Source organism: Enterovirga sp. GCM10030262, assembly GCF_042666435.1.
Classification (GTDB): Bacteria; Pseudomonadota; Alphaproteobacteria; order Sphingomonadales; family Sphingomonadaceae; genus Allosphingosinicella.
In genome coordinates, this window is the sequence record NZ_JBHTDC010000002.1 from 663,393 (window position 1) to 685,990 (window position 22,598).

Here is a 22,598-nt window from a genome sequence, read left to right on the forward strand (position 1 = left end):
AAGTCCTTCAGTAAGGAGATTTGGCGGCGAAGCGGCCGTGGCGGCGGTAGGCGGTGAGCCACCCTTCGGTGACGGCGGCGAACGGCGTGGGCGAGACGCCGAGGTCGGCGAGGCCCTTGGCGCCGGGAGCGACGACATTGTCGTGCTGCAGCATCAGCCACTGGTCCCAGGTCATCGGCGCGCCCGGAAGCCAGCCGAGCAGCCCCGCCATTGCCGAGGCGACGCCGTCGGGGACGTCGACCAGCGGCCGGTCGTAGCCGGTCGCGGCGAGGATGCGCTGGTTGAGGCCGCGCATGGTCATCACCTCGGGGCCGCCCAGCTCGAACCTCTTGCCGCCGAAGGCGCGCGGATCGAGCGCGGCGGCGGCGATGGCGCGGCCGGCGTCGGCCGCATAGACCGGCTGGAGCTTCACGCCGCCGCGGATGACGGGCAGGATGGGCAGCAGCCGGGCCATGGCGGCGAAGCGGTTCACGAACCGGTCCTCCTGTCCGAACAGGATCGACGGGCGGACGATGGTGGCGCCCGGGCAGGCGGCGCGCACCGCCTCCTCGCCTTCGCCCTTGCTGCGCGCATAGCCGGACTGGCCGGCGGCGTCCGCGCCGATGGCGGAGACGTGGACGAGGGCCGCCCCCGCCGCCGCCGCGGCCTCGGCGATGTTGCGGGCGCCGTCGACATGGACGCCGTAGAAATCGCCCTTGAGCACGCCGACCAAGTTGACGACGGCGTCGCTGCCCTGGACGGCGGCCGCTACCCGGTCGGCGTCACGAATGTCGGCGGCGACGAGCTGGGTCTGGCCGAGCCCGCCCAGCGGCTTGAGGAAATGGGCGCTGCCCGGCTGGCGCTCGGCGATGCGGACGCGGGCGCCGGCGCGGTAGAGCGCCTGCGCGACATAGCGGCCGGCAAAGCCGCCGCCGCCGAATATCGTGACCAACCGGTCGGTCTTCCGCACCATCTCACTCGCCTTCAAAGCTCGCGCCCCCATTGCCCGCTCGGTCGCGCGTTGACAAGCGCCGCGGGGGACCGCTAAGCGCGCCGCCTACCGTTGTTTTGTTCTCTGTGCCCAGGTGGCGGAATTGGTAGACGCACCAGCTTCAGGTGCTGGCGCTCGCAAGGGCGTGGAGGTTCGAGTCCTCTCCTGGGCACCATGTTGTAGGATCGGCAGAAATCCGCCAATTCCTGGCAACCCGCAGAGAAACTCCTGAGAACCAGTCCTGACAATCAGCGCTGTAGCCGGCCCGTCCGAGGTCTGCTTTCCAATAATCATCGTGACGATCATGGCCGTGAACAACGAAACCGGTGCGATCCGGGATCTCGAAGCCATTGGCGCGATCCGCCGCGGGCGCGCGGCGCTGGGCGATACCCATTTCATCAAGGCGTACGGCAAGTCCCGCTCGACCGGCGGTGCGCGGTCCACCTTCCAACTGTGGGGAGTCCTTGCAGATGGGGAACCGGCCGTTCAGGGTGGGGTTCAACCGAGCGCCGAAGGCGTTCGAATGCTCCCAGGGATGTTGCGAGGACCGTGACTATGGACCGCCTGTTGCTGGCCACCGACTTTTCGACCCGTTCCGACCGCGCCCTGCGCCGGGCGGCCTTGATAGCGGACAAATCCGGTGCGGCGATCACGCTTCTTCACGTCATCGACGACGACCAGCCCAAATATCTGATCGAACGTCATCACCAGGCCGCCGCAATGCTGCTCGAGGATGCCGTTAAGACGATCAGGCAGTTCGACCGGGTCGAGGCGGACATGAACATCATGACGGGCGATGTCGCTTCGAGCATCGTCCAGGTCGCCGAGGAAATCGATGCCGCGATGATCGTGGTCGGGCCGTATCGCCGGAAGCTGAAGAACATCTTCATCGGAACGACCGCGGAGCGGACCATCGAGCGAAGCGACCGGCCGGTCCTGATGGCGAACGGCATGCCGTCGGGCGTTTACGAACGAACGTTCCTGGCGCTCGATCTCGACGATGCCTCGCGATCCGCGGTTCGGGCCGCGCGCGCATTAGGTGTAATCGAAGGAACGGTCGTGACCGCCATGCATGCCTTCGATGCGCCGGCGGCGGGGATGATGAAGCGCGCCATGGAGGTGCCGGATGCCATCGATCATTATGTGGCGGGAGAGGAGGCGCAGGCGCGCCCGAAAGTCGAGGAGTTCCTCGCCGAGCTCGATATCCGGCCCGAATTGCTGCTGCTGCGACCGATCGAGGCTGTTCCGGCGCAGAGCATCCTCGCTTGCGCGGAGGCCGAAAATGCGGAACTCGTCGTCGTCGGCACCAATCGCCGCAGAGGCGCCGAGCGGCTGCTGCTGCGCAGCGTGGCGACGGAGATTTTGAGGCAGGCCGATTGCGACGTCCTCGTCGTGCCGGCCGACCCTCGCGGCCCTTCGCCTAAGCAATAGGTTGCAACGACGCGTCTGGCGCAGCACTGCGTCACCTAAAGGCGAATGCTGGAATCAGGAGGCCGGGAATAGCTGCGTCAAACGATAATCTGCTGTGGGTGATCCTCGCGCTTCCGTTCCTGGGAAGCCTGTTAGCCGCGTTCCTCCCGGTCACGGCCCGGAATATCGCAGGGCTGCTGGCGGGAACGGTCGCGCTGGCGGGGACGGTGCTGACCGCGCTCTTCTATTCGTCGGTGTCCGGCGGGGTGGTTCGGGCGGAGATCGAATGGCTGCCGTCGTTCGGGCTCAACCTGCTGATCCGTCTCGACGGGCTCGCCTGGGTGTTCGCGCTGCTCGTGCTGGCGATCGGTTTCCTGGTCGTCCTCTACGCCAGATATTATATGTCGGCCGCGGACCCGGTGCCGCGCTTCTTCTCCTTCCTGCTCGCCTTCATGGGCTCGATGCTGGGGCTGGTCCTGTCCGGGAACCTCATCCAGATGGCCTTCTTCTGGGAGCTGACGAGCCTCTTCTCCTTCCTGCTGATCGGCTATTGGCATCACAACCAGACCGCGCGCGACGCCGCGCGCATGGCGCTGATCGTCACCGCCGCCGGCGGCCTGTGCCTGCTGGTGGGCGTCCTCCTCATCGGCAAGATCGTTGGCAGCTACGACCTCGATCAGGTGCTGGCGTCCGGAGACCTGATCCGCTCGAGCGAGCTCTACCTCCCAGCCCTGATCCTCATCCTGCTCGGGGCGTTTACGAAGAGCGCGCAATTCCCCTTCCACTTCTGGCTGCCGCACGCGATGGCCGCGCCGACGCCTGTCTCGGCCTATCTCCATTCGGCGACGATGGTGAAGGCGGGCATCTTCGTTCTCCTCCGGCTCTGGCCGGTGCTGGCGGGAACGGAAGCCTGGTATTTCATCGTTTCGACAGCCGGGCTGATCACCTTCGTTATCGGCGCGTGGGCGGCGATGTTCCAGCAGGACCTGAAGGGGCTGCTCGCTTATTCGACGATCAGTCATCTTGGGCTGATCACCCTGCTGCTCGGCCTCGGAAGCCCGCTCGGCGCGGTGGCGGCGATCTTCCACACGCTCAATCACGCGACCTTCAAGGCATCTTTGTTCATGGCCGCCGGGATCATCGATCATGAGACCGGCACGCGCGATCTCCGCCGGTTGAGCGGCCTCTATCGGTTCATGCCGATCACCGCGACCCTGGCGATGGTCGCGGCGGCCGCGATGGCCGGCGTGCCGTTGCTCAACGGATTCCTCTCCAAGGAGATGTTCCTCGCCGAAGCCCTCGTCCGGGATAGCGGATCGCTGACCGACCGGATGTTGCCGGTGCTGGCGACGCTGGCCCTCGCCTTCAGCGTCCTCTATTCGCTGCGCTTCATTCATCAGACCTTTTTCGGACCGCCGCCCACCAGGCTCGCCCGCGAGCCGCGGGAAGCGCCGGTGTGGATGCGCCTTCCGATCGAGGTCCTCGTCCTCGCCTGCCTGCTGGTCGGGATATTCCCCAGCGTGACGATGGGACCCTTCCTCGATAGCGCCGCGCGCTCGGTGCTGAGGGATGACATGCCGGTTTACAGCCTCGCCGTCTGGCATGGTTTCACCGCGCCCCTGCTCCTCAGCGTCATTGCGCTCGCCGGCGGCGCCATCGGCTATCTGCTGGCCCGCGAACGGCTGAACCGGATGGAGGGCGCGCCCCTGCTCTCGCGCCTGAAGGGGCGGAGAGCCTTCGAGTGGGTTCTCGCCGCGATCATCTCGGGCGCACGCTGGCTCGAGCGCCTGCTCGGGACGCGGCGGCTCCAGACGCAGTTGCGGCTGATCGCCCTCATCGCGTGCGTCGCGGGGCTGCTGCCGTTCCTCCGTCAGGGGTACAGCCTTGGCGCCGAGCCGGGCACGCTGGTCGATCCGGGTTTTGCCGTTATCTGGATCGTCGGCGGCGCCTGCGCCATCGGCGCCGCCTGGCAAGCCAAATATCACCGCCTCGCCGCGCTCATCCTGACGGCGGGGGCGGGGCTGGCGAGCTGCATCAGCTTCGTCTGGCTTTCGGCGCCGGACCTGGCGATCACCCAGTTGCTGGTCGAGACGGTGACGACGGTTCTCCTGCTGCTCGGACTGCGCTGGCTTCCGAAGCGGATGCCGGACAGGTGGCCGAAGGGACGGACGCCCTGGCGCGTGAACCTGCGCCGGGGCGCCGATCTCACCCTCGCCGTCGCAGCGGGGATCGGCATGACGCTGATCGCCTATGCGGTGATGACGCGGCCCCGGCTCGACAGCGCTTCGGACGAGTTCGTGAGGCGCGCCTATCCGGAGGGCGGCGGCACCAATGTGGTCAATGTCATCCTAGTGGATTTCCGGGCCTTCGACACGCTCGGCGAGATCACGGTGCTGGCGATTGTCGCGGTCACCATATTCTCGCTGCTGCGGCGCTTTCGCCCGGCCGAAGAAAGCATCGCGACGCCCGAGCAGCAACGCTCGCAAAACGCCTATGACGATTCCCATCGCGAACGGGAGATAGGCGACACCCTGACCGATTATCTGCTGGTGCCCAGGGTCATCATGCAGTGGCTGTTCCCGGTCATCACGCTTTTCGCTTTCTATCTTTTCATCAGGGGCCACGACATGCCGGGCGGCGGGTTCGCTGCTGGGATCACGCTGTCGATCGGGCTCGTCCTCCAGTATCTGGCCTCGGGTACGCGCCGGACCGAAGCGCTTCTCGCCGTGCAGCCGCTGCGCTGGACCGGACTGGGATTGCTCATCGCCGTCGCGACGGGTGTCGGCTCCTGGCTGTTCGGCCACCCCTTCCTGACATCCTCGTTCGCCTATCTCGAATTGCCGGTGCTCGGCCGGATTCCGCTCGCAACCGCTTTGCTCTTCGACCTGGGCGTCTTCCTGCTCGTCGTCGGCGCCACCGCGCTCATCCTGATCGCGCTTGCGCACCAGTCGATCCGGACGCCCCGGGCCGGGACGCGGCCGACGGCGGATCCGGCCATCGCGAGGGAGGATTGATGGAGATCGTCCTCGCCCTCGCGATCGGCGTCCTGACCGGATCGGGAATATGGCTGATCCTGCGGCCGCGCACCTTCCAGGTGATCATCGGGCTGTCGCTGATCTCCTACGCGGTCAACCTCTTCATCTATGCCATGGGGCGGTTGCGCGTCGATGCGCCGCCGATCGTCGAAGCGGGCGTGGCAGTCGATCCGTCGCAGGTCGCGGACCCGCTTCCCCAGGCGCTGGTCCTCACCGCGATCGTGATCTCCTTCGCGATGACGGCGCTGTTGCTGGTGGTCCTGCTCGCATCCCGCGGGCTGACCGGCACCGATCACGTCGACGGCGAGGAACCCGATTGATGGCGGAATGGACCGACCATCTGGTCGTCGCGCCCATATTGGTGCCGTTGGTGGCGAGCGCGACGATGCTGCTGTTCGACGAGCGGCGGCGGTGGCTGAAGAACGCGATCAGCGCCGCCGCCACCTTCGCGCTGCTCGTCATTACGCTGATCCTCCTGCAGCAAGCCTTTTCCGCCGGATTGGCGGGGCAATCGGCGACACGCGCCTATATGATCGGGGATTGGCCGGCCCGCTTCGGCATCGTCCTGGCGGTCGACCGGCTGTCGGCGCTGATGCTCGTTCTGACCAGCATCCTCGGGATGACGACGCTGGTCTACGCGCTCGCGCGCTGGGATCGGGCGGGGCCGAGGTTCCACGCGCTCTTCCTGCTCCAGCTCGTCGGCCTCAACGGCGCCTTCCTGACCGGAGACCTGTTCAACCTCTTCGTCTTCTTCGAGGTGCTGCTCGCCGCCTCTTATGGGTTGATGCTGCATGGATCCGGCGCGCCCAGGGTCAAAGCGGGGCTGCATTATGTCTCGATCAACGTCGCCGCCTCGCTGGTCTTCCTGATCGGCGTGAGCCTGATCTACGGCGTGACGGGAACCCTCAACATGGCCGATCTGGCGACGCGGATACCCGCTTTGTCGGGAGCCGAGCTCGCGCTGTTCCAGAGCGGCATGGGCATTCTCGGCGTCGCCTTCCTGCTCAAGGCCGGAATGTGGCCGCTGGGATTGTGGCTTCCCAGGACCTATGCAGCGGCGACTCCGCCTGTCGCCGCCTTGTTCGCGATCCTCAGCAAGGTCGGAGTCTACGCGCTGCTTCGCGTCTATCTGCTGCTGTTCGGGAACGCCGAAATCCCAATGGCGACGTTCGGCGACGAATGGCTGTTGTTCGGCGGAATGGCGACGATCGCATTCGGCACGATCGGAGTGCTCGCCTGCCGCACCCTGTCCCGCCTTGCCGGCTTCAGCGTCCTCATCTCGTCGGGCACCTTGCTCGCCACGATCGGCGCCGCGCAGGGGACGGTGCTGAGCGGCGCCCTTTACTATCTGGTCAGCTCGACGCTGGCGATCGCCGCCTTCTACCTCCTTACCGAGCTGGTCGAGCGGCAGGAGACCGGCACCGTCCCGACGGCCGTGGTGGAGCCGGTGTTCGACGACGAATATACCGGCGCGCTGGAGCAAGGCGACGATGACGAGGTCGGGGTCGTGATTCCGGCCACGATCGCGATATTGGGCGGCGGCTTCGCCTTCTGCGCTCTGCTGCTCGCCGGGCTGCCGCCATTGTCGGGCTTCATCGCCAAGTTCGCGATCATCGACGGCTTGCTCGGCGTCGAAGAGGCGATCGCGCCGACGACCTGGTGGCTGATCGCGCTGATCGTCGTTTCGGGGCTCGCTACGCTGATCGCGACCACCCGCGCCGGCATCGATCTTCTGTGGGCGCCGTCGGACCGGCCGCAACCGGCGCTTCGCATCGCCGAAGCCGCGCCGGTGGGCGCCCTGCTCGCGATCTGCCTCGGCCTGATGGTCTTCGCCGGACCCGTGATGAGCTATATGGAGGAAACCGGCTTCTCGCTCCAAGACCGGCAGGGCTATGTTCAATCGGTGCTGACCGCTCCCCGTGAACGGGAGGGCGTGGGCGAGCCATGAGGCGCTGGATACCGCACCCGCTGTTAGCGCTCGGCCTCACCCTCATGTGGCTTCTGCTCAACCAGTCCGTTTCGCCGGGGCATATACTGCTCGGCGCCGCCCTGGCGGTGGTGGCCACGCATGGCCTGGCGGCATTACGGCCCGAGCCGGTCCAGATCGCCTCGCTGCGGCCGGTCCCGCGGCTGCTGTTCACGGTCGCCGCCGACATCGTCCGGTCGAACATCGCGGTGGCGCGGATCATCCTCTTCGGAAAGCGCGGCGTTTCGGAATTCGTCCGATTGCCGCTCGAGCTCGGCAACATCCACGCGCTCACCGTCCTCGCCCTGATCATCACCGCCACGCCGGGGACGATGTGGGTGCAGTTCAATCGGGCCAGCGGAATCCTCCTCGTCCATGTCCTCGACCTCAAGGACGAGGAGGAGTGGATCCGGCTCATCAAGGACCGTTACGAGAGGCTGCTGCTGGAAATCTTCGGATGACGACGAACCTGATCCTCGCTTGGGCGCTCACCGCCGCCCAGATCATGCTTGGCCTGGCGATGGGCTGCGCGGCCTGGCGCATGTTCTTCGGCCCCCGCGCGCAGGACCGGATCCTCGGCCTCGACACTTTTTACGTGAACGCGATGCTGCTGCTTCTCCTGTTCGGCATCCAGACCGGCCGCATTGTCTATTTCGAGACGGCGTTGATCATCGCGCTCCTCGGCTTCGTCGGCACGGTGGCATTGGCAAAGTTCCTGATGCGCGGCGAGGTGATCGAATGACGCAGGCACCGGATCTTCCCGGCTGGGCCGCCATATTCGTGGCCATCCTCGTCCTGGCCGGAGCGGGTATCACGTTGATCGGATCGCTGGGCCTGCTGCGGCTCAAGGACTTTTACGAGCGCGTCCATGCTCCGACGCTCGGCACGACCCTTGGCGTGCTCCTCATCGTCCTCGGCTCGATGACCTGCTTTTCAGTGCTGGAATCGCGTCTGCTGATCCACGAGATATTGATTGCCCTGTTCGTCACCCTCACGACGCCCGTCACGCTCATGTTGCTGGGAAGGGCGGCGCTCTATCGGGATCGCGCGGCCGGCATGGCCACAATGCCGAGCGACGACAGTGAACGGCGCCCGCTCGAATGATCTGATATCCGGCTCCGGCGACGACTTTTCCGCCGCTGTGAATCATAGGGCAATGTCGAAGGCCGACCGCACTGCGTCGCGGTACTTGCGCCCAACCGGCAGCCGGTGCCCGTCGTCAAGCTCCAGCACAGGGGCCGAGAAGCGCCCGCGCAACACGGCGCGCACCTTGTCCTTTCGGACGATCGTCGAACGATGGACGCGGAGGAACGCCTGCTCGTCCAGCGCCTTTTCCATCTCGCCGAGCATCGCGTTCACGAGGTGCGTATGGCCTTTCATATGCACCCGCACATAATCGCGCTCGGCCTCCAGCCACCTTATATCCGCCAGAGCGAGGCGGCGCTTTTCGCTGCCGATCTGCACCCAGAGCCCCGGATCCGATGCGGAGAGCGCGCGGCTTTCCAGTTCGGCGAGACGCGACTGGAGAAAGGCAAGCCGCTCCCCCGCCCGCCGCGCATCGAGGTCGCTTCGAGCCTGTTCAATCGCTCTGGCCAGCCGGTCGCCACTCACCGGCTTGACGACGAAGTCGGTCGCGCGCAGCTCGAACGCTTTCACCGCATGATCCTGGAAGGCGGTCACGAAGATGATCGCCGGCGCGGGGGTCGGCGGCAGCGCCTTGAGCACCTCGAACCCGTCCACGGCCGGCATTTCGATGTCGAGCAGCAGCACGTCCGGACGGAGCAGCTCGACGAGCTTCAGGGCCTCGCGGCCGCCCTCCGCCTCGCCGACAATCTCGACGTCCGGGAGCGCGGCCAACAGCTGCACCAGCCGCCGCCGCGCCAACGGCTCGTCATCCACAATCAACGCGCGCATGTCCGGCTTCCGGCTCCCAATATTTTGACGTTTATCGATCAGCGGCGGACGCCTGTCGAGTGGACTTGGCTATGCCGCCCCGGCGCGATCAGCTAGCAATCGGCTATCTTCGCACGGGGGAACGGACGCCTTGGACAACACGCCGCATCATGCCGGAGCCGCCGCTCATGCTCGCCTGAGAAGAGGGGCAGGGGTGCTGATCGCCGTCTTCTGGGCGACCCACTTCATCATCATGTGGCTGCGCGCCCATATCGACGACTTATCCGGTGGGCCGGACCTGGTCGAGGGCACGGTGCGGCGCGTCAGCTTCGCCTTGTTCGGCTTATTCGTCAGCTATGTGCTGTACCGCTGCCTGCGCTCGCTCCGGCGGCGAGAATTCGCCCGGCAGGCGATGATCGGCGCGGCACTGGCCCTTGCCGCGGCCTGCGTCCAGGCGGTGCTCAACGCCTTCATGTTCGGGGACGTGGAGCACACCCTTGTCGAAGATTTCGTTTACTTCGCCTTATACTGGTTCTGGTTCTATTTTTCCTGGACCACCGCTTATCTCGCGCTCTCCTACAGCATCACGGTGCAGGAGCAGGAGCGGCAGGCGGCCGAGCTGGTCGTGAAGGCGCAGGAGGCGCAGGTCCGAGCGCTGCGCTATCAGATCAACCCGCATTTCCTGTTCAACACATTGAACGCCATCGCCGCTCTGGTCCGCGACGCGCCCGCCAGGGCGGAGGAGATGGTGGTGCGGCTCTCCGACTTCTTCAGGCGTAGTCTCGCGGTCAACCCGATGGAGGATTTGACCCTGTCCCAGGAAGTGGAGCTCCAGCGCCTCTATCTGGAGATCGAGCGCACGCGCTTCCCCGACCGGCTGCGTTTCGACGTGGCGCTCGATGACGGAAGCGCCGAGGCGCGCGTGCCGGCGCTTCTGCTGCAGCCTCTGGTCGAGAATGCGGTGAAGCACGGCGTCGCCAAGTGCGAGGGGCCGACCTGCATCCGCATCCGCGCGCGTCTGGACGGGCCGGTGCTCGAGATCGTCGTCGAGAATGATGCCAAGGCTTCAGGCGTCGGCTCCAAGGGAGAGAAGGTGGGCCTGCGCAACGTTTACGATCGGCTGCGCTCGCGCTTCGGCGATGAGGCCGGCCTCACCACCGAAGAACTCGCGGAAGGCGGCTTCCGCAACATCCTGAGAATCCCGCTTCGCCGCTGACGCTCGTCGTTCGATACGGACGTTCGTCGATCTCCGCACCGCTCTCCCGGCCGCTTTCGCCATTTTCGCGGAAACGGAGGGACGGATGAAGAAGACATTGTTGGTAGGCACCAGCGTCGCGCTGTTGCTGGCAAATCCGGAAGCGGCCTTGGCCCAACGCACGGGCGAGAATGCCGTGGCCTCGGCCGACGACGCGTTCGGCACCAGCGTCGGCAACGAACGGGTCGGCCTCTATTCGCCGTTCGGCGCGCGCGGCTTCAGTCCCGTGCAGGCCGGCAACGTCCGCATCAACGGCATGTATTTCGACTATCAGGCGGACCTCAACCAACGCCTGATCTCCGGCAGCAACGTGCGCGTCGGCCTCACGGCGCAGGGCTATCCGTTTCCGGCGCCGACCGGCGTGGCCGACTTTTCGCTGCGCCTGCCGGGATCGGAGGCGGTCGCCAGTAATGTGCTCGGCATCGGCCCCTTCGGAGGTCCGCGCTTGGAGGTCGACGCGCAGCTTCCCGTCACCGCGACGCTGGGGGTGGCCGCCGGCGTGGGCGTGAATGGGGAGGAGCTCTATCATGGCGGCGAGCGCCGCGTGCTCAGCGCCGCGGCCATCGCGCGCTGGCGGCTGGCGGAGAATATCGAGATCATCCCCTTCTGGAGCATGCAGGACGAGAGCGGCGGGGAGGCGCAGCCGATCATCTTCACCGGCGGCGAATATCTCCCGCCCCGAATCGAGCGCCGGCGCTATTTCGGTCCGGAATGGGCGCGGAACCAGGGCCAGGACTTCAATTACGGGCTTCTCACCACCTTCGGCTTGGGCGATTGGACCCTGCGCGGCGGCGCGTTCCGCTCGATCGCGCACGACGCGCGCAACTTCACCCCCTTGTTCCTCAACACGACGCCCGAGGGCGAGGCCGACCGCGTGGTTGTCGCCGATCGGGCGCGTCGCTTCGCCTCCACTTCGGGTGAGCTGCGCCTCACCCGGCAATTCATCGAGGGCGAGCGCCTCCACCAGCTCCATCTGATGGCGCGCGGCCGCATGCAGGACCGTCGTTATGGCGGAGGACAGCGATACGATCTCGGCCGCGGCCGCCTCGACGAGCCGATCGTCGCGCCCGAGCCGAGCTTCACGCTGGGGCAGCAGACCACCGACGAGGTACGCCAGCTGACCGTCGGCCTCGGCTATGAAGGCCGCTGGCGCGACGTCGGCGAACTCAGTCTCGGCTTCCAGCGTCCTTTCTACAAAAAGGCGGTGGTTCGGCCCTCCGGTGCCTTGCCGATATCGGAATCGAGTCCCTGGCTGTTCAACGGCACGCTCTCTCTCATCGCCAGCAGCGACCTCGTCTTCTATGCCGGCTACAGCAAGGGGCTGGAGGAAAGCCCGGTCGCGCCCGACATCGCCGTCAATCGCGGCGAAGCGCCGCCCGCCATCATAACCGAGCAGATGGACGCGGGCTTCCGCTACGCCGTCACTTCGGCGCTGCGCCTGGTCGCGGGCGCGTTCGACGTGCGCAAACCCTATTTCGCGCTCGATCCCGGACGGGTGTTCCGCGAGCTCGGCGAAGTGCGCAATCGCGGGATCGAGGTGTCGCTGGCCGGGCAGATCACTCCGCGGGTCAGCGTCGTGCTGGGCGCCGTCTTCCTGGATGCGACGTTGGCCGGCGACGCGGTCGATCTGGAGCTGATCGGGCGGCGGCCGGTGGGTTCGATCGGGCGCACCGTGACCGGAGCGGTCAACTGGAACCTGCCCTGGATCGAAGGCCTCTCGCTCGATCTCGCTTATGAGAGCGCGTCCGACCGCATCGCCAATGCCGCGAACAGTTTCGTCATCCCGGCTCGGTACGTCGCCGCTTTGGGCGGCCGCTACCGCTTCGATTTGATCGACAAGCCGGCCACGTTCCGCGCGCAGCTCGCATCGGTGAACAACGTCTTCGGGTATAACAACCTGGGCGAGGGCTTCTATTACAACCCGCCCCGCCGATTCCAGATGAGCCTTACCGTCGACATGTGAGATGTCTCAATCCAGCGCATGCACCAACCAGAGGAGGGAAATAATGATCGACCGACGCAACGTGCTCCGCGGCCTCGCGGCACTCCCGCTCATCGGCGCCGCGGCCTGCGGCCGGGCCGCGGCCCCGGGCGCGGCCGGCGAAGGACCAGTGCCTGACCAGATTTCGAAACCGGTTGCCGGCCTAGGCGAACTGCACGCTCGCCTGATACCGGGCGCGAACGAGCAGGTCCCGGTGATCGGCATCGGAACAGCCCGGCGTTACGCCGACCCGGAAGGCGAAGAACAGCTCGCGACCTTGAGGCAGACCATCGCGCGGTTCGTCGAGCACGGCGGCAGGATGATCGACACCGCCCCCTCCTACGGCCGCGCCGAGGAGGTGATCGGCGGGCTTGTCGAGGAGCTTGGCGTGTGCGACCGCTTATTCCTGGCGACCAAGGTGGCGGGCGCCACCGCCGCCGAAGGCCAGGCGCAGATTGCGCAATCCTTCCGCAACCTCCGCACCGACGTGATCGACCTGATCGCGCTCCACAATCCGCAGGACGCCGCGAACAAGCTTGCCATCCTGCGCGAAATGCAGACGCAGGGCCGGGTGCGGTCGATCGGCGCATCCATCTCGTCCCAGGCGGGCTTCGGTCCGACGACAGCCGCCATCGCCTCTCAACCCGAACAATATGCCGGCTTTGAAGCTCTGCTGCGGCGTGAAAAGCTGGACGCGATTCAGGTCGATTATGCGCTGGACAATCGCGGCGCGGCCGAGCGAATCCTGCCGCTGGCGCAGGAGCTGGGGCTGGCGGTGATGGTGAATCTGCCGTTCGGCCGCGGACGGCTGTTCGAGGTGACCGAGGGCCGGTCGCTCCCGGACTGGGCGGGTGAGATCGGCGCGACGAGCTGGGCCCAAATCTTCCTGAAATATATTGTCAGCCACCCGGTGCGGCCGATTGCGATCCCGGGAATGGCTCGGCCCCAATATATCGACGACAATCTGGGGGCGGCGCGCGGGCCGCTGCCGGACGCGGCGATGCGGCGGCGGATGGAGGCCTACATTGACGCGCTCTGAAGCGGCGGTGCCGCGCTGCCTCTCCCGCCTCATCGTCGCCGAACCGCATGAAGTGCCGGCGGTGCTGGGGGGGCATGTGCTCTTCTTCCTGCTCTTCGCCAGCTATTTCATGCTGCGCCCGGTGCGCGAGACATTCGGGATCGCCGGCGGCGTCGAGAATTTGCAATGGCTCTATCTCGGCACCTTCCTCGCTTCCCTGGTGGTGGTGCCGATCTATGGAACGCTGGCAAAGAGGGTGCGGCGGCGGCGCCTGCTGCCGGCGACCTACGTTTTTTCGGCGCTGGTCATGGCTGGATTCAGCGCCAGCCTGTTCGCCGATCCGGACAATGTCTGGATCGCACGGGCTTTCTACGTCTGGCTTTCGGTCTTCAACCTGTTCGTCATCTCGATCGCATGGAGCTTGATGGCCGACGTGTTCAACGCCGACCAGGGGCACCGGCTGTTCGGCCAGATTGCCGCCGGCGCGAGCCTCGGCGGGCTCACCGGGCCGCTGCTCAGCGGGCTTCTCGTCGAGCCGCTCGGTCATGCCGGCTTGCTGCTGGTTTCGACCGTCCTGCTGCTCGCCACCTTGATCGCCGCCCGCTACCTGATCGGCTGGCGCGAGCGGCACGGGAAACCTGAGGATCCGCAAAATCCGCCCGAGGCCCGGATCGGTGGGTCGATCTGGGCGGGGATTACGCTGATCCTGCGCTCGCCCTATCTGCTCGGCATTTCGCTGTTCGTGATCCTGCTGACCTCGGTCTCGACCTTCCTCTATTTCGAGCAGGCGCGCGTGGTCGAGGCGACCTTTCCCGATCCCGCCGCGCAGACCCAGATATTCAGCGCCATCGACTTCACCGTCCAGTCGCTCACCATCTTCATCCAGATCTTCATCACCGGCCGCATCACCAAGCGGCTCGGCGTCACCGCTTTGCTCGCCGCGGTGCCGGTGACGATGATGTTCGGCTTCGGCCTGCTCGCCTTCGCCGCCACCTTCCCGGTGCTGGCCTTCGTGATGATCGTGAGGCGTGTCGGCGAATATGCTCTGGTCCGCCCCGGCCGCGAGATGCTGTTCACCGACGTCGACGCCGAGACCAAGTACAAGGCGAAGAACGCGATCGACACCGTCGTCTACCGTGGCGGGGACGCGATGGCGGCCTGGGCCAATGCCGCGATCGTGGCGCTCGGCACCGCCGCATCCGCTTCGATCCTGGGCGTCGGCATCGCCGCGATCTGGGGTGGCGTCGGCTATTATCTCGGGCGGCGCCACGACCGCCACGCCGCCGACGGGGAACCCGCGCGGGGGAGACGCCCGCGCCTGATGCGATCAGGTTGATCCGTCAATCGAGCGGCGCGAAGCAAGCCATTCTCGGTGCGAACGGCTTCAGCCGCCTTGCAGATCTTCCAGCAGGATCTTCTGCAGCTTGAATTTCTGAATTTTCGATGTCGACATCGGCCATTCAGTCACGGCGCGGACATGGCGGGGGATTTTGAATCCCGCGAGCTTGCCCTTGCAATGCTGGATGAGCTCGTCTTCCGTCGGGCTCTGGCCGTCGACCAGCTCGACGAACGCCGCCGGCACCTCGACATAACGGTCGTCGGGGATGCCGACGACCTGGGCGAGCTTCACGGCGGGATGGGTCTGCAGCATCGCCTCGATCTCGGCCGCCGCGACATTCTCGCCGCCGACCTTCAGCATGTCCTTGGTGCGGCCATGGAACATCACCTGGCCGTCGGCGTCGATCGAGCCGATATCCCCGGTATGGAACCAGCCGTCGCGGATCTGCTCGGCGGTCTTTTCCGGGGCGTTATAATAGCCTTTCAGCATATTGGGGCCACGGACGACGATCTCGCCGCGCTCGTCCACTCCGCAATCGCGGCCGGTCTCGATATCGACGATGCGCATTTCCCATTCGTCGAGCACCTCGCCGCAGCGGCCCGTGCGCTGCTCGAAGCTGTTGTCGAGGCGGCTGGTGGAAATCGTCCCAGCGCCTTCGGTGAGGCCGTAGGTGCCGACCTGGATGGTGTGCGGCATCGCCTTGGTCACCGCCTCCTTGATCCAGGCCGGCTGGACCGCGAAATTGGAGTTCATCACCCGCAGGCTGGAAAGGTCGGTGTCCTTGAAGGACGGATGGGTAATGAGGTCCTGCATGATCGTCACGAAGCTCGGATAAGCGAGCGTCGCTTTCTCGCGCCCCAGCATCTCCAGCGCCACGCCGGCCTCGAAATGCGCCACCGTCATATAGGCGCCGCCGAGATCGAGAATCATGGTCATCGGCAGGATGCCGGCGATGTGGAAGATGGGCAGCGGCGACCAGACCTTGTCGGCGGCCGTCATGCCGTAGCGTATGCCGAGGTTGCGGCTGTTGCCGACCTGGGCGCGGTGGCTGATCATCGCCCCCTTGGGCGTCGCGGTGGTGCCGGACGTGTAGAGGATCATCGCGACATCCTCGGGATCGACCGCGTCGATCCGGGCGTCGACTTCGGCATCGGGCACGTCGCGGCCGAGCGCCAGCGCGTCGGCGCCGCTGACCAGATAGGAAAGGCAAGGCGGATCGAGGCAGATGATGCTGCGCAGCAGCGGCGCTTCCTCAAGACCCAGCGCCGAGCGGTCTCCGGCCTGGGGGAGCGACGGCAAGGCGGCGACGAGCCGCTCGTTGAAATCGAGGCTGTCGGCGACGCGCCCGGTGGTCGCGAGCACCACCAGATCGGCGTCGCGGACCAGGAAGCTCAATTCCGAGGCCTGGTAGCGGGCATTGACCGGAACCGCGACCGCGCCGGCCATGACGATGCCGTAGAATATCTCGACGAAATCGGGCCGCGTCGTGAGCAGGATGCCGACATTCTGCTTTGGCTGGACACCCATGGCGATGAAGGTCTTAGCCCAGGCCCGCGCCGACGATTCGAGCTCGCGATAGGTCAGCTTGCGATGGGGAAAGATCAGCGCGTCCGATTCCGGATGCCGCGCCGCGGACGCCCGCAGCATCGCCCCCATCGTGTAAATCGGCTGCTCCACCGTCATCGCCTTCTCCCGGTCATCGCTCTCGAAACGCTGCTCTGCTCGACCGACGTCGGCGGGGCTATCATATTGGGAGCGATACCGCTCCGGTTCGACAAAGCTTAGCCGGTGGCGGAATAAAAACAATCTTTCATGTTTTTTTATTTGGCGCTTCGACTTTCGCGTTGCACTGTCGCCGCCACGGCCAAACCGCGCCGCGCATGGGAGACAGGCATGGGACAGCTCGAAAATAAGGTCGCGGTCGTGATCGGCGCGGCGGGGCGCGACAATATGGGGCAGGTGATCGCGCGGCGTCTTGCGGCCGAGGGCGCGCACCTCGTCGTGGCGGGCCGAGATGCCGGGGCGCTGGCGGCGCTCGCCGAAGAACTGGGGGGGGTGGGAGTCGCCTGCGACATCACGGACGAGGCGGATCTGGCCGCGCTCGCACATGCGGCAGTGGGCCGATTCGGGGGGCTCGACATCGCGCTCAACGCCACCGGCTGGGGGCTGCTCAAGCCGTTCCTGGAAACAAGCAAGGAGGAGATAGAGCGGATCACCGCGCTCCAGTTCACCGGCGCCATCCTGTTCTACCAGGCCATGCTGCGCGCGATGCGCGACGGCGGGTCGCTGATCCAGATTTCGTCCGCCACCGCCTCGATCATGCTGGAGGACCATGCCGCTTATATGGGGACCAAGGCCGGGACCGATCATGTCATTCGCTGCGTCGCCAATGAATTCGGGCACAGGGGCATCCGCGCCAATTCGATCGCGCCCGGTTTCACCGCGACTCCGATGACCGCGCGGGCCGCCGCCAACCAGGCCGTCATCGACACATTCGAGCGCGAATATCCACTCGGCCGGGTGGGCACGAGCGAGGATATCGCCGAGGCGGCGGTGTGGCTGGCGTCCGACACATGCTTCATGACCGGCCAGGTGCTTCAGGTGAACGGCGGGCTGACGCTCCGCCGCAATCCCACCAATGCCGAGATCGGGGCGGCAGTGAAGGCGGCCCGCGCGGCGCGGGCGGGCTGAGTCAGGCGGCCGGCAGGACGGATCGAACCGCTTCGATCGCGCGGCGGGCGCGCTCGAAGGCGTCGACTCCCGCCTTGCGGGCCGCGGCCTGTGGAATCTCCGCCTCGATCACTATGTCGCCGCCGAGCCGCGACAGGATCGCCGCCAGCGGGAATTCTCCGTCGCCGGGCAGACGGCGCTCGCGCACCGCCTCTCGCCACGCCTCCGCCGGGTCGATCGCGAGCGGGCCGTCGCAAAGCTGCGCATAGCCGACAAGATCGGCGTTTCGGCCGAGGGCGGCGAGATCGGCGCCGTTGCGCATCAGATGCAGCACGTCCAGCACCAAAGCGCCGCAGCCCGCGGCGCGCACGATGGCGGCGGCAGAGGCGATGTCCTTCACGGCAGAAAAGCCGTTGAATTCGAGCCCCGCGACGATGCCGTGGCCGGACGCGGCCGTGGAGAATGCGGCGAAACGCTCCGCCGCCGCCGCCAGATCCGCGACGTCGTGGATATGGACGGTGGCGCGAGGGGCGCCGAGCGCGGCACCGACGCGCAGTCCCTCCTCGAACCGGGCGAGGTCTCCGTCGCGGTCGAGCGGGAAAACCTCCAGGTTGCAGACCGTGACATCCGCCCCCGCGAGGGCGTCGCGGAGCGCCGGGACGTCATCGCCCGTAACGCAGGGGTAGAAGCCCCGCGCCTGGTCCGGCACATGGGTGAAGAGCGTGACATGATCGCAGCGCAGCCGGCCCGCGATCGACACCAGATCGGACGGTGAGGCATCGAGCGCAGTCAGATGATGCAGGGACAATCGCCTGTCGGTCAGCGTCCGGCCCTCGAATAAAAGTCAATCATGATTGTTTTTATGATGGCCCGTGGTACAAGATGTCAACAAGGGAGCCGGTGATGGAATTGAACGACCTCGCGGTTGCGCGCGTGAACGAGACGATGGAGTTCGAGCGGGGCCGCAAGACGCCGCCCGAGGGCTTCCCCCATCTGCCCGACATCCCGGGCTCGCGCTATGTCGACAAGGAATTCCTGGCGCTGGAGCGCGAGCGGATGTGGAAGCGCGCCTGGCTGTTCGCGGGCCACACCGATCAGCTGCCCAATCCCGGAAGCTGGTTCCTGACCCGCAACACCGGTTCGCCTATCCTCGTCGTGCGCGACCTGCAGGGCGAAGTGCGCGCCTTCTACAACACCTGCCAGCATCGCGGCGCGCCGCTGGTGAAAGAGGATGAAGGCGAATCCCGCGGCTTCGTGTGCGGCTATCATGGCTGGAGCTACACGCTCGATGGAAAGCTGACGGCGGTGCGGGACAAGCGCGATTTCGTCGATCTCGATTTCTCCTGCCGGTCCCTGGTGTCGGTCCGGTGCGAGCGGCTCGGCAGCCTCATCTTCATCAACGAGGATCCCGAGGCCGAAACGCTGATTGAGCATCTGGGGCCGATGGCGAAGGAACTCGATCAATATTCGCTCGACACGCTGCGCTGGGTCGATTCCCGCAGCTACGAGGTGCCGTGCAACGTCAAGATCCTGCTGGACGCGTTCCTGGAGGTCTATCACCTTAAGTCGATCCACCAGTCGACGGTCGACCGTTTCCTCGATCATCGCGGCATGTTCGTGACGCTCTGGCCCAACGGGCATAGCCGTATGCTCACCCCCAATCGCCGGCCCGACTGGACCGACCCCGGGACGATCGGCATGCCCAAGATCCCGACCGTCACCGAGGTGCCGGCGAAGAACAATGTGAGCTACCACATCTACCCCAATTTCGTGATGCCCGCTTCCGACAGCGGCATCCCCCTGCTCCAGTTCTGGCCGACGTCCGACACAAGCTGCCGCGTGGTGTCGAGCTGGATCGCGCCCGATCACGATCCGGAGAATCCCAGCCCGCTCTGGGAGACCCGGCTCAGCAACTGGGAGCGCATCCTCTACGAAGACCTCCAGTTCGCGCCGCAGATCCAGGAATCGCTCGAGAGCAAGGGGTTCCGCAGCATGCCGCTCAATTATCAGGAGCGCCGCATCTATCACTGGCACGAAGAGCTGGACCGCCGAATCGGCCTCAACCAAGTGCCGCCGGACTCGCGGGTCGAGCAGGTGCTGCACGAACAGGTAGTGCGCGCTTGAGCCGCCCGCGGTTCGAATCGGCTTGACGGTTCCGGAATGGCGGACAGCGAAAGGTTCACGACGAACGACGACCCCGCGATCGAGCGCCGTGCCCTCTTCGCGTTCGAGACCAAAGGTGTGGACCGGTTCAGGGCGCTCCCTTTCCCGAGCGGCCTGCTCCGCCTCTATGGCGGGCAGGCCGTGGCGCAGGCGCTGGCGGCCGTGCAGCGGACGGCCCCGCCGGGGCGACCGGTAGCGAGCTGCCATGCTTATTTCGTCCGGCCTGGCGATACCGATGCGCCGATCGACTTCACCGTCAGCCGCGACCGCGACGGGCGCAGCTTCTCGGCGCGGCGCGTGGCGGTGGAGCAGGGCGGAAAGCTGATCCTCAGCATGTCGGCGCTTCTCCACGAGGCCGAGGACGGGCCACGCCAGCAATTCCCGATGCCCGAAATTCCGCCTCCCGAAAAGCTGCGGCCGATGTCCGACTGTATCGCGGAGATCGGCGATGCGCTGCCGCAGCGGCATTGGCCGTTCTGGCGTCGAAAGTCGCTGTTCGACTGGCGGCCGGTCGAGCCGTTCCGGGTCATCAACTCGCCGGCCGAATCGTCGCGCAAGCATTTCTGGGTCCGCCTGAAAGCGCCGCTCGGCGACGATCCGGCGGAGCATCAGCGGTTCTTCGCTTACGCGTCGGACCTGCATATCCTGCACGCCGGCCTGGCGCCGATCGGGATCGGGTTCGCCGACGATCATCTCCAGACCGCCAGCCTCGACCATTCGATCTGGTTCCACGACCGCTTCCGCGTCGATGAATGGCTGCTCTATGCGCTGGACAGCCCGGCCACGATGGGAGCACGAGCCTTGGGGCGCGGCAACGTCTTCACCGCCGACGGACGGCTGGTCGCATCGGTGGCGCAGGAGGGTCTGGTCCGGATGCTCGCCACGCCGCGCGGCCACATGCTTTGAGGAAGGTAATGCCCGATCCAGCTTTCGCACCGGTCGTGCCGCATCGCACCTTCGAGGATCTGAGTGTCGGCGAATTCCGCAGGTCCAGCGAGAAGCTGGTGACGCAGGAGGAGATTCTCGCCTTCGCGCGCGCCTACGATCCGCAATGGTTCCACAGCGATCCCGAGCTGGCCAGGGAGTCGGTGTTCGGCGAAGTCGTCGCGAGCGGCATCCACGTGCTGGCGATGTGGCGCCAGCTCGATCATGAGATCAATTCCGATATCGATTACGTCTGCGGAGTCGGATGGGACGAATTGCGCCTCAAGCGCGCGATCCGGGCCGGCGATGTCATCCACGTCACCTCCGAGATCGTCGACCTGCGCCCCTCCGAAACCCGCAGCGACCGCGGCACGGCCCTGACGCGATACGCCGTGGTGGCACAGACGGGCGAGGAGGCGGTGACCTTCACCTCAATCAACCTCGTCTACACGCGCGAGGGGCGGGCGCGGCGCGGTGCAGGGTCGTCGGCACCGGCCTGAGTCCCGTCGCCTCACCCGTTCGGGCTGAGCCTGTCGAAGCCCCCTCCTTCACCTTCCGAAAGTAGAGAAGACCCTTCGACAGGCTCAGGGCGAACGCGGGTTCGGTCTCTCGGGCCGATCCTACCGCCGCTGGTCGAAGCGGCGGCCGAGCATGGCTCCGGCGATGTTGACCTTCTGGATGTCGATCGCGCCGCCGGCGATGCCCCAGCCCCAGCTGTCGCGCAGGCGCCGCTCCATCGGGAATTCCTTGGAATAGCCATAGGCGCCCATCAACTGCATCGCGTCGCCGGTAACCTCGCGCGCGATGGTGTTGGCGAAGCATTTGCCGGTCGAGCTGTTGAGGACGGAAGGCAGGCCGTCCTCGGCATTGGCCGCCGCCCGCCAGATGAGCAGCCGCGCCGCCTCGCACTTCATGTGCATTTCGGCGAGCTTCAACTGGACCGCCTGGAACTCGGCGATGGCTTTGCCGAACTGCTTTCGCTCCTGGACATATTGGGAAACGTCCTCCAGCGCGCCCGAGGCCTGGCCGAGCGCCATGGTGGCGTTGCCGCACCGCTCCAGATCGAAGGCCTCCATCAATTGCCTGAAGCCGCCGGCGGGGACGATGATATTGCCGGCCGGCACTTCGCAATCGTCGAAGTTGAGATCGGACGAAGGGATGCCGCGAAAGCCCATCAGCTGCTCGTTGGGGCCGAAGCTGAGGCCCGGCGCGTCCTTTTCCACCAGCACCGCGCCGATCGCCTTGGCGCCCGGATCGTCGGACAGGCGGCAATAGACGACATAGGCGTCGGCATGGCCGCCACCCGAGCACCAGCGCTTGGTGCCGTTGAGAATGACCTTGTCGCCCCGGATCACGCCACGCGTCTTCAGATCGGTCAGGGCGCTGCCCGCGTCCGGCTCCGACATGGAAACCGCGACGATCATATCGCCCGCGCAGACGGCCGGCACGATGCGTTTCCTCAGCGCGTCGGGCGCGAAATGCTCGATCGCCCGGACCGGGCCGACGGACGATTCGAAGATCGGGAAGGCCACCGCCGAGGAGATTTTGGCGAACTCCTCCAGCACCACCAAAGCCTCGATATTGCCGAGGCCGAGGCCGCCCAGGTCGGACGACACGTTGATGCCGAGAAATCCCATCTCCGCATAGCGGCGGATCAAATCGTGGCTCGGCGGCTTGTTGTCGCGCTCCAGCTCTGCCGCGATCGCGGGCAGCTCCGCCCGTGCGAATTCCCGCGCGGCGGAGCGCAGCTCCTCCTGGTCCGGGCTCAATGCGAAGTTCAAATGTTCCTCCCCTTCGGCGCCCTTGGCCCGTTCAAATTATGTTTCTACATTCGTCCGCTCATCCTAAGGAGCCGTTGAGCCCGGCGAAACGGCGTCTCGAAGGATTCGCAGAGGTCCTTCGAGACGGGCCTTCGCCGAGCTCAGTCCCTCCTCAGGATGAGCGGATCGGGATTGATGCGGAGCTTTGTCATGG

At 66.1% G+C, this 22,598-nt stretch carries 21 protein-coding genes and 1 tRNA gene; 17 read left to right on the forward strand and 5 right to left on the reverse strand.

The genetic code is table 11. The features are described 5' to 3' along the window. Positions 1-7: 7 nt before the first annotated feature. Positions 8-952, reverse strand: a complete 945-nt coding sequence (locus tag ACFQRC_RS12440) for a complex I NDUFA9 subunit family protein (RefSeq protein ID WP_379961688.1) — start codon at positions 950-952, stop codon at positions 8-10. A 106-nt stretch (positions 953-1,058) separates the two neighbouring features. On the opposite strand from ACFQRC_RS12440, the gene ACFQRC_RS12445 reads away from it, so the two are divergent. The 9 genes from ACFQRC_RS12445 to mnhG all read left to right on the forward strand — a co-directional run bounded on the left by ACFQRC_RS12445 (position 1,059) and on the right by mnhG (position 8,485). Further along, positions 1,059-1,145: transfer RNA gene (locus tag ACFQRC_RS12445), tRNA-Leu, on the forward strand. A 120-nt stretch (positions 1,146-1,265) separates the two neighbouring features. After that, positions 1,266-1,523, forward strand: coding sequence for a hypothetical protein (locus tag ACFQRC_RS12450; protein WP_379961690.1), 258 nt, complete (start codon positions 1,266-1,268; stop codon positions 1,521-1,523). A gap of 2 nt (positions 1,524-1,525) precedes the next feature. Next, the gene (locus tag ACFQRC_RS12455) at positions 1,526-2,401 is read left to right on the forward strand and encodes a universal stress protein (RefSeq protein WP_379961692.1); all 876 of its coding nucleotides are present in this window, start codon (positions 1,526-1,528) and stop codon (positions 2,399-2,401) included. An 89-nt stretch (positions 2,402-2,490) separates the two neighbouring features. Next, the gene (locus ACFQRC_RS12460) at positions 2,491-5,394 is read left to right on the forward strand and encodes a monovalent cation/H+ antiporter subunit A (protein ID WP_379962427.1); all 2,904 of its coding nucleotides are present in this window, start codon (positions 2,491-2,493) and stop codon (positions 5,392-5,394) included. Next, the gene (locus ACFQRC_RS12465; protein WP_379961694.1) at positions 5,394-5,735 is read left to right on the forward strand and encodes a Na+/H+ antiporter subunit C; all 342 of its coding nucleotides are present in this window, start codon (positions 5,394-5,396) and stop codon (positions 5,733-5,735) included. The genes ACFQRC_RS12460 and ACFQRC_RS12465 overlap by 1 nt, the downstream gene beginning before the upstream one ends. Next, positions 5,735-7,363: a monovalent cation/H+ antiporter subunit D gene (locus ACFQRC_RS12470; RefSeq protein WP_379961696.1), complete on the forward strand. Its 1,629-nt coding sequence runs from the start codon at positions 5,735-5,737 to the stop codon at positions 7,361-7,363. Before ACFQRC_RS12465 ends, ACFQRC_RS12470 begins: the two co-directional genes overlap by 1 nt. Continuing rightward, on the forward strand, positions 7,360-7,842 hold the full coding sequence (locus tag ACFQRC_RS12475) for a Na+/H+ antiporter subunit E (protein WP_379961698.1): 483 nt from the start codon (positions 7,360-7,362) through the stop codon (positions 7,840-7,842). The genes ACFQRC_RS12470 and ACFQRC_RS12475 overlap by 4 nt, the downstream gene beginning before the upstream one ends. Next, positions 7,839-8,123: a K+/H+ antiporter subunit F gene (locus ACFQRC_RS12480; RefSeq protein ID WP_379961700.1), complete on the forward strand. Its 285-nt coding sequence runs from the start codon at positions 7,839-7,841 to the stop codon at positions 8,121-8,123. Before ACFQRC_RS12475 ends, ACFQRC_RS12480 begins: the two co-directional genes overlap by 4 nt. After that, on the forward strand, positions 8,120-8,485 hold the full coding sequence (mnhG, locus tag ACFQRC_RS12485) for a monovalent cation/H(+) antiporter subunit G (protein ID WP_379961702.1): 366 nt from the start codon (positions 8,120-8,122) through the stop codon (positions 8,483-8,485). Before ACFQRC_RS12480 ends, mnhG begins: the two co-directional genes overlap by 4 nt. Before the next feature lie 42 nt (positions 8,486-8,527). Here the strand turns inward: mnhG and ACFQRC_RS12490 are convergent, their stop codons facing one another. Continuing rightward, positions 8,528-9,295: a LytR/AlgR family response regulator transcription factor gene (locus ACFQRC_RS12490; RefSeq protein WP_379961704.1), complete on the reverse strand. Its 768-nt coding sequence runs from the start codon at positions 9,293-9,295 to the stop codon at positions 8,528-8,530. A gap of 193 nt (positions 9,296-9,488) precedes the next feature. On the opposite strand from ACFQRC_RS12490, the gene ACFQRC_RS12495 reads away from it, so the two are divergent. From ACFQRC_RS12495 to ACFQRC_RS12510, 4 genes are all read left to right on the forward strand, one after another. Continuing rightward, positions 9,489-10,490 (forward strand): sensor histidine kinase, encoded by a 1,002-nt coding sequence (locus ACFQRC_RS12495; RefSeq protein ID WP_379961706.1) that lies wholly within the window; start codon positions 9,489-9,491, stop codon positions 10,488-10,490. An 85-nt stretch (positions 10,491-10,575) separates the two neighbouring features. Then, a complete protein-coding gene (locus ACFQRC_RS12500; protein ID WP_379961708.1) occupies positions 10,576-12,492 on the forward strand; it encodes a TonB-dependent receptor domain-containing protein in 1,917 nt (638 codons plus the stop codon). Positions 12,493-12,535: 43 nt separating this feature from the next. Further along, complete coding sequence (locus tag ACFQRC_RS12505; protein WP_379961710.1) at positions 12,536-13,549, forward strand: aldo/keto reductase; 1,014 nt, start codon at positions 12,536-12,538, stop codon at positions 13,547-13,549. Further along, on the forward strand, positions 13,536-14,864 hold the full coding sequence (locus ACFQRC_RS12510) for an NTP/NDP exchange transporter (RefSeq protein ID WP_379961712.1): 1,329 nt from the start codon (positions 13,536-13,538) through the stop codon (positions 14,862-14,864). The genes ACFQRC_RS12505 and ACFQRC_RS12510 overlap by 14 nt, the downstream gene beginning before the upstream one ends. Positions 14,865-14,912: 48 nt before the next feature. Here ACFQRC_RS12510 and ACFQRC_RS12515 read toward each other — a convergent pair whose 3' ends face one another. After that, positions 14,913-16,544: a class I adenylate-forming enzyme family protein gene (locus ACFQRC_RS12515; protein ID WP_379961714.1), complete on the reverse strand. Its 1,632-nt coding sequence runs from the start codon at positions 16,542-16,544 to the stop codon at positions 14,913-14,915. Between the two features lie 216 nt (positions 16,545-16,760). On the opposite strand from ACFQRC_RS12515, the gene ACFQRC_RS12520 reads away from it, so the two are divergent. Next, positions 16,761-17,558, forward strand: coding sequence for an SDR family oxidoreductase (locus tag ACFQRC_RS12520; RefSeq protein ID WP_379961716.1), 798 nt, complete (start codon positions 16,761-16,763; stop codon positions 17,556-17,558). A 1-nt stretch (position 17,559) separates the two neighbouring features. Here ACFQRC_RS12520 and ACFQRC_RS12525 read toward each other — a convergent pair whose 3' ends face one another. Continuing rightward, a complete protein-coding gene (locus ACFQRC_RS12525; RefSeq protein WP_379961718.1) occupies positions 17,560-18,345 on the reverse strand; it encodes a sugar phosphate isomerase/epimerase family protein in 786 nt (261 codons plus the stop codon). 95 nt (positions 18,346-18,440) lie between these two features. Here ACFQRC_RS12525 and ACFQRC_RS12530 point away from each other — a divergent pair, with 95 nt between their 5' ends. Genes ACFQRC_RS12530 through ACFQRC_RS12540 form a run of 3 tightly spaced genes read left to right on the forward strand, consistent with a single transcriptional unit; the run spans position 18,441 to position 21,124 of the window. Next, complete coding sequence (locus tag ACFQRC_RS12530) at positions 18,441-19,661, forward strand: aromatic ring-hydroxylating dioxygenase subunit alpha (protein WP_379961720.1); 1,221 nt, start codon at positions 18,441-18,443, stop codon at positions 19,659-19,661. A 36-nt stretch (positions 19,662-19,697) separates the two neighbouring features. Continuing rightward, positions 19,698-20,606, forward strand: coding sequence for an acyl-CoA thioesterase (locus tag ACFQRC_RS12535; protein ID WP_379961722.1), 909 nt, complete (start codon positions 19,698-19,700; stop codon positions 20,604-20,606). 8 nt (positions 20,607-20,614) lie between these two features. Beyond that, on the forward strand, positions 20,615-21,124 hold the full coding sequence (locus tag ACFQRC_RS12540; RefSeq protein WP_379961724.1) for a MaoC/PaaZ C-terminal domain-containing protein: 510 nt from the start codon (positions 20,615-20,617) through the stop codon (positions 21,122-21,124). 120 nt (positions 21,125-21,244) lie between these two features. Here the strand turns inward: ACFQRC_RS12540 and ACFQRC_RS12545 are convergent, their stop codons facing one another. Continuing rightward, on the reverse strand, positions 21,245-22,405 hold the full coding sequence (locus ACFQRC_RS12545) for an acyl-CoA dehydrogenase family protein (protein WP_379961726.1): 1,161 nt from the start codon (positions 22,403-22,405) through the stop codon (positions 21,245-21,247). Between the last annotated feature and the right edge of the window lie 193 nt (positions 22,406-22,598).

Bases quoted from the DNA above. Each gene is read 5' to 3' on its own strand.
- ACFQRC_RS12480 (WP_379961700.1), top strand. From the start codon at position 7,839: ATGACGACGAACCTGATCCTCGCTTGGGCGCTCACCGCCGCCCAGATC.
- ACFQRC_RS12520 (WP_379961716.1), top strand. From the start codon at position 16,761: ATGGGACAGCTCGAAAATAAGGTCGCGGTCGTGATCGGCGCGGCGGGG.
- ACFQRC_RS12530 (WP_379961720.1), top strand. From the start codon at position 18,441: ATGGAATTGAACGACCTCGCGGTTGCGCGCGTGAACGAGACGATGGAG.
- ACFQRC_RS12455 (WP_379961692.1), top strand. From the start codon at position 1,526: ATGGACCGCCTGTTGCTGGCCACCGACTTTTCGACCCGTTCCGACCGC.
- ACFQRC_RS12505 (WP_379961710.1), top strand. From the start codon at position 12,536: ATGATCGACCGACGCAACGTGCTCCGCGGCCTCGCGGCACTCCCGCTC.
- ACFQRC_RS12440 (WP_379961688.1), bottom strand. From the start codon at position 952: ATGGTGCGGAAGACCGACCGGTTGGTCACGATATTCGGCGGCGGCGGC.
- ACFQRC_RS12475 (WP_379961698.1), top strand. From the start codon at position 7,360: ATGAGGCGCTGGATACCGCACCCGCTGTTAGCGCTCGGCCTCACCCTC.
- ACFQRC_RS12470 (WP_379961696.1), top strand. From the start codon at position 5,735: ATGGCGGAATGGACCGACCATCTGGTCGTCGCGCCCATATTGGTGCCG.
- mnhG (WP_379961702.1), top strand. From the start codon at position 8,120: ATGACGCAGGCACCGGATCTTCCCGGCTGGGCCGCCATATTCGTGGCC.
- ACFQRC_RS12490 (WP_379961704.1), bottom strand. From the start codon at position 9,295: ATGCGCGCGTTGATTGTGGATGACGAGCCGTTGGCGCGGCGGCGGCTG.
- ACFQRC_RS12500 (WP_379961708.1), top strand. From the start codon at position 10,576: ATGAAGAAGACATTGTTGGTAGGCACCAGCGTCGCGCTGTTGCTGGCA.
- ACFQRC_RS12540 (WP_379961724.1), top strand. From the start codon at position 20,615: ATGCCCGATCCAGCTTTCGCACCGGTCGTGCCGCATCGCACCTTCGAG.
- ACFQRC_RS12535 (WP_379961722.1), top strand. From the start codon at position 19,698: ATGGCGGACAGCGAAAGGTTCACGACGAACGACGACCCCGCGATCGAG.
- ACFQRC_RS12465 (WP_379961694.1), top strand. From the start codon at position 5,394: ATGGAGATCGTCCTCGCCCTCGCGATCGGCGTCCTGACCGGATCGGGA.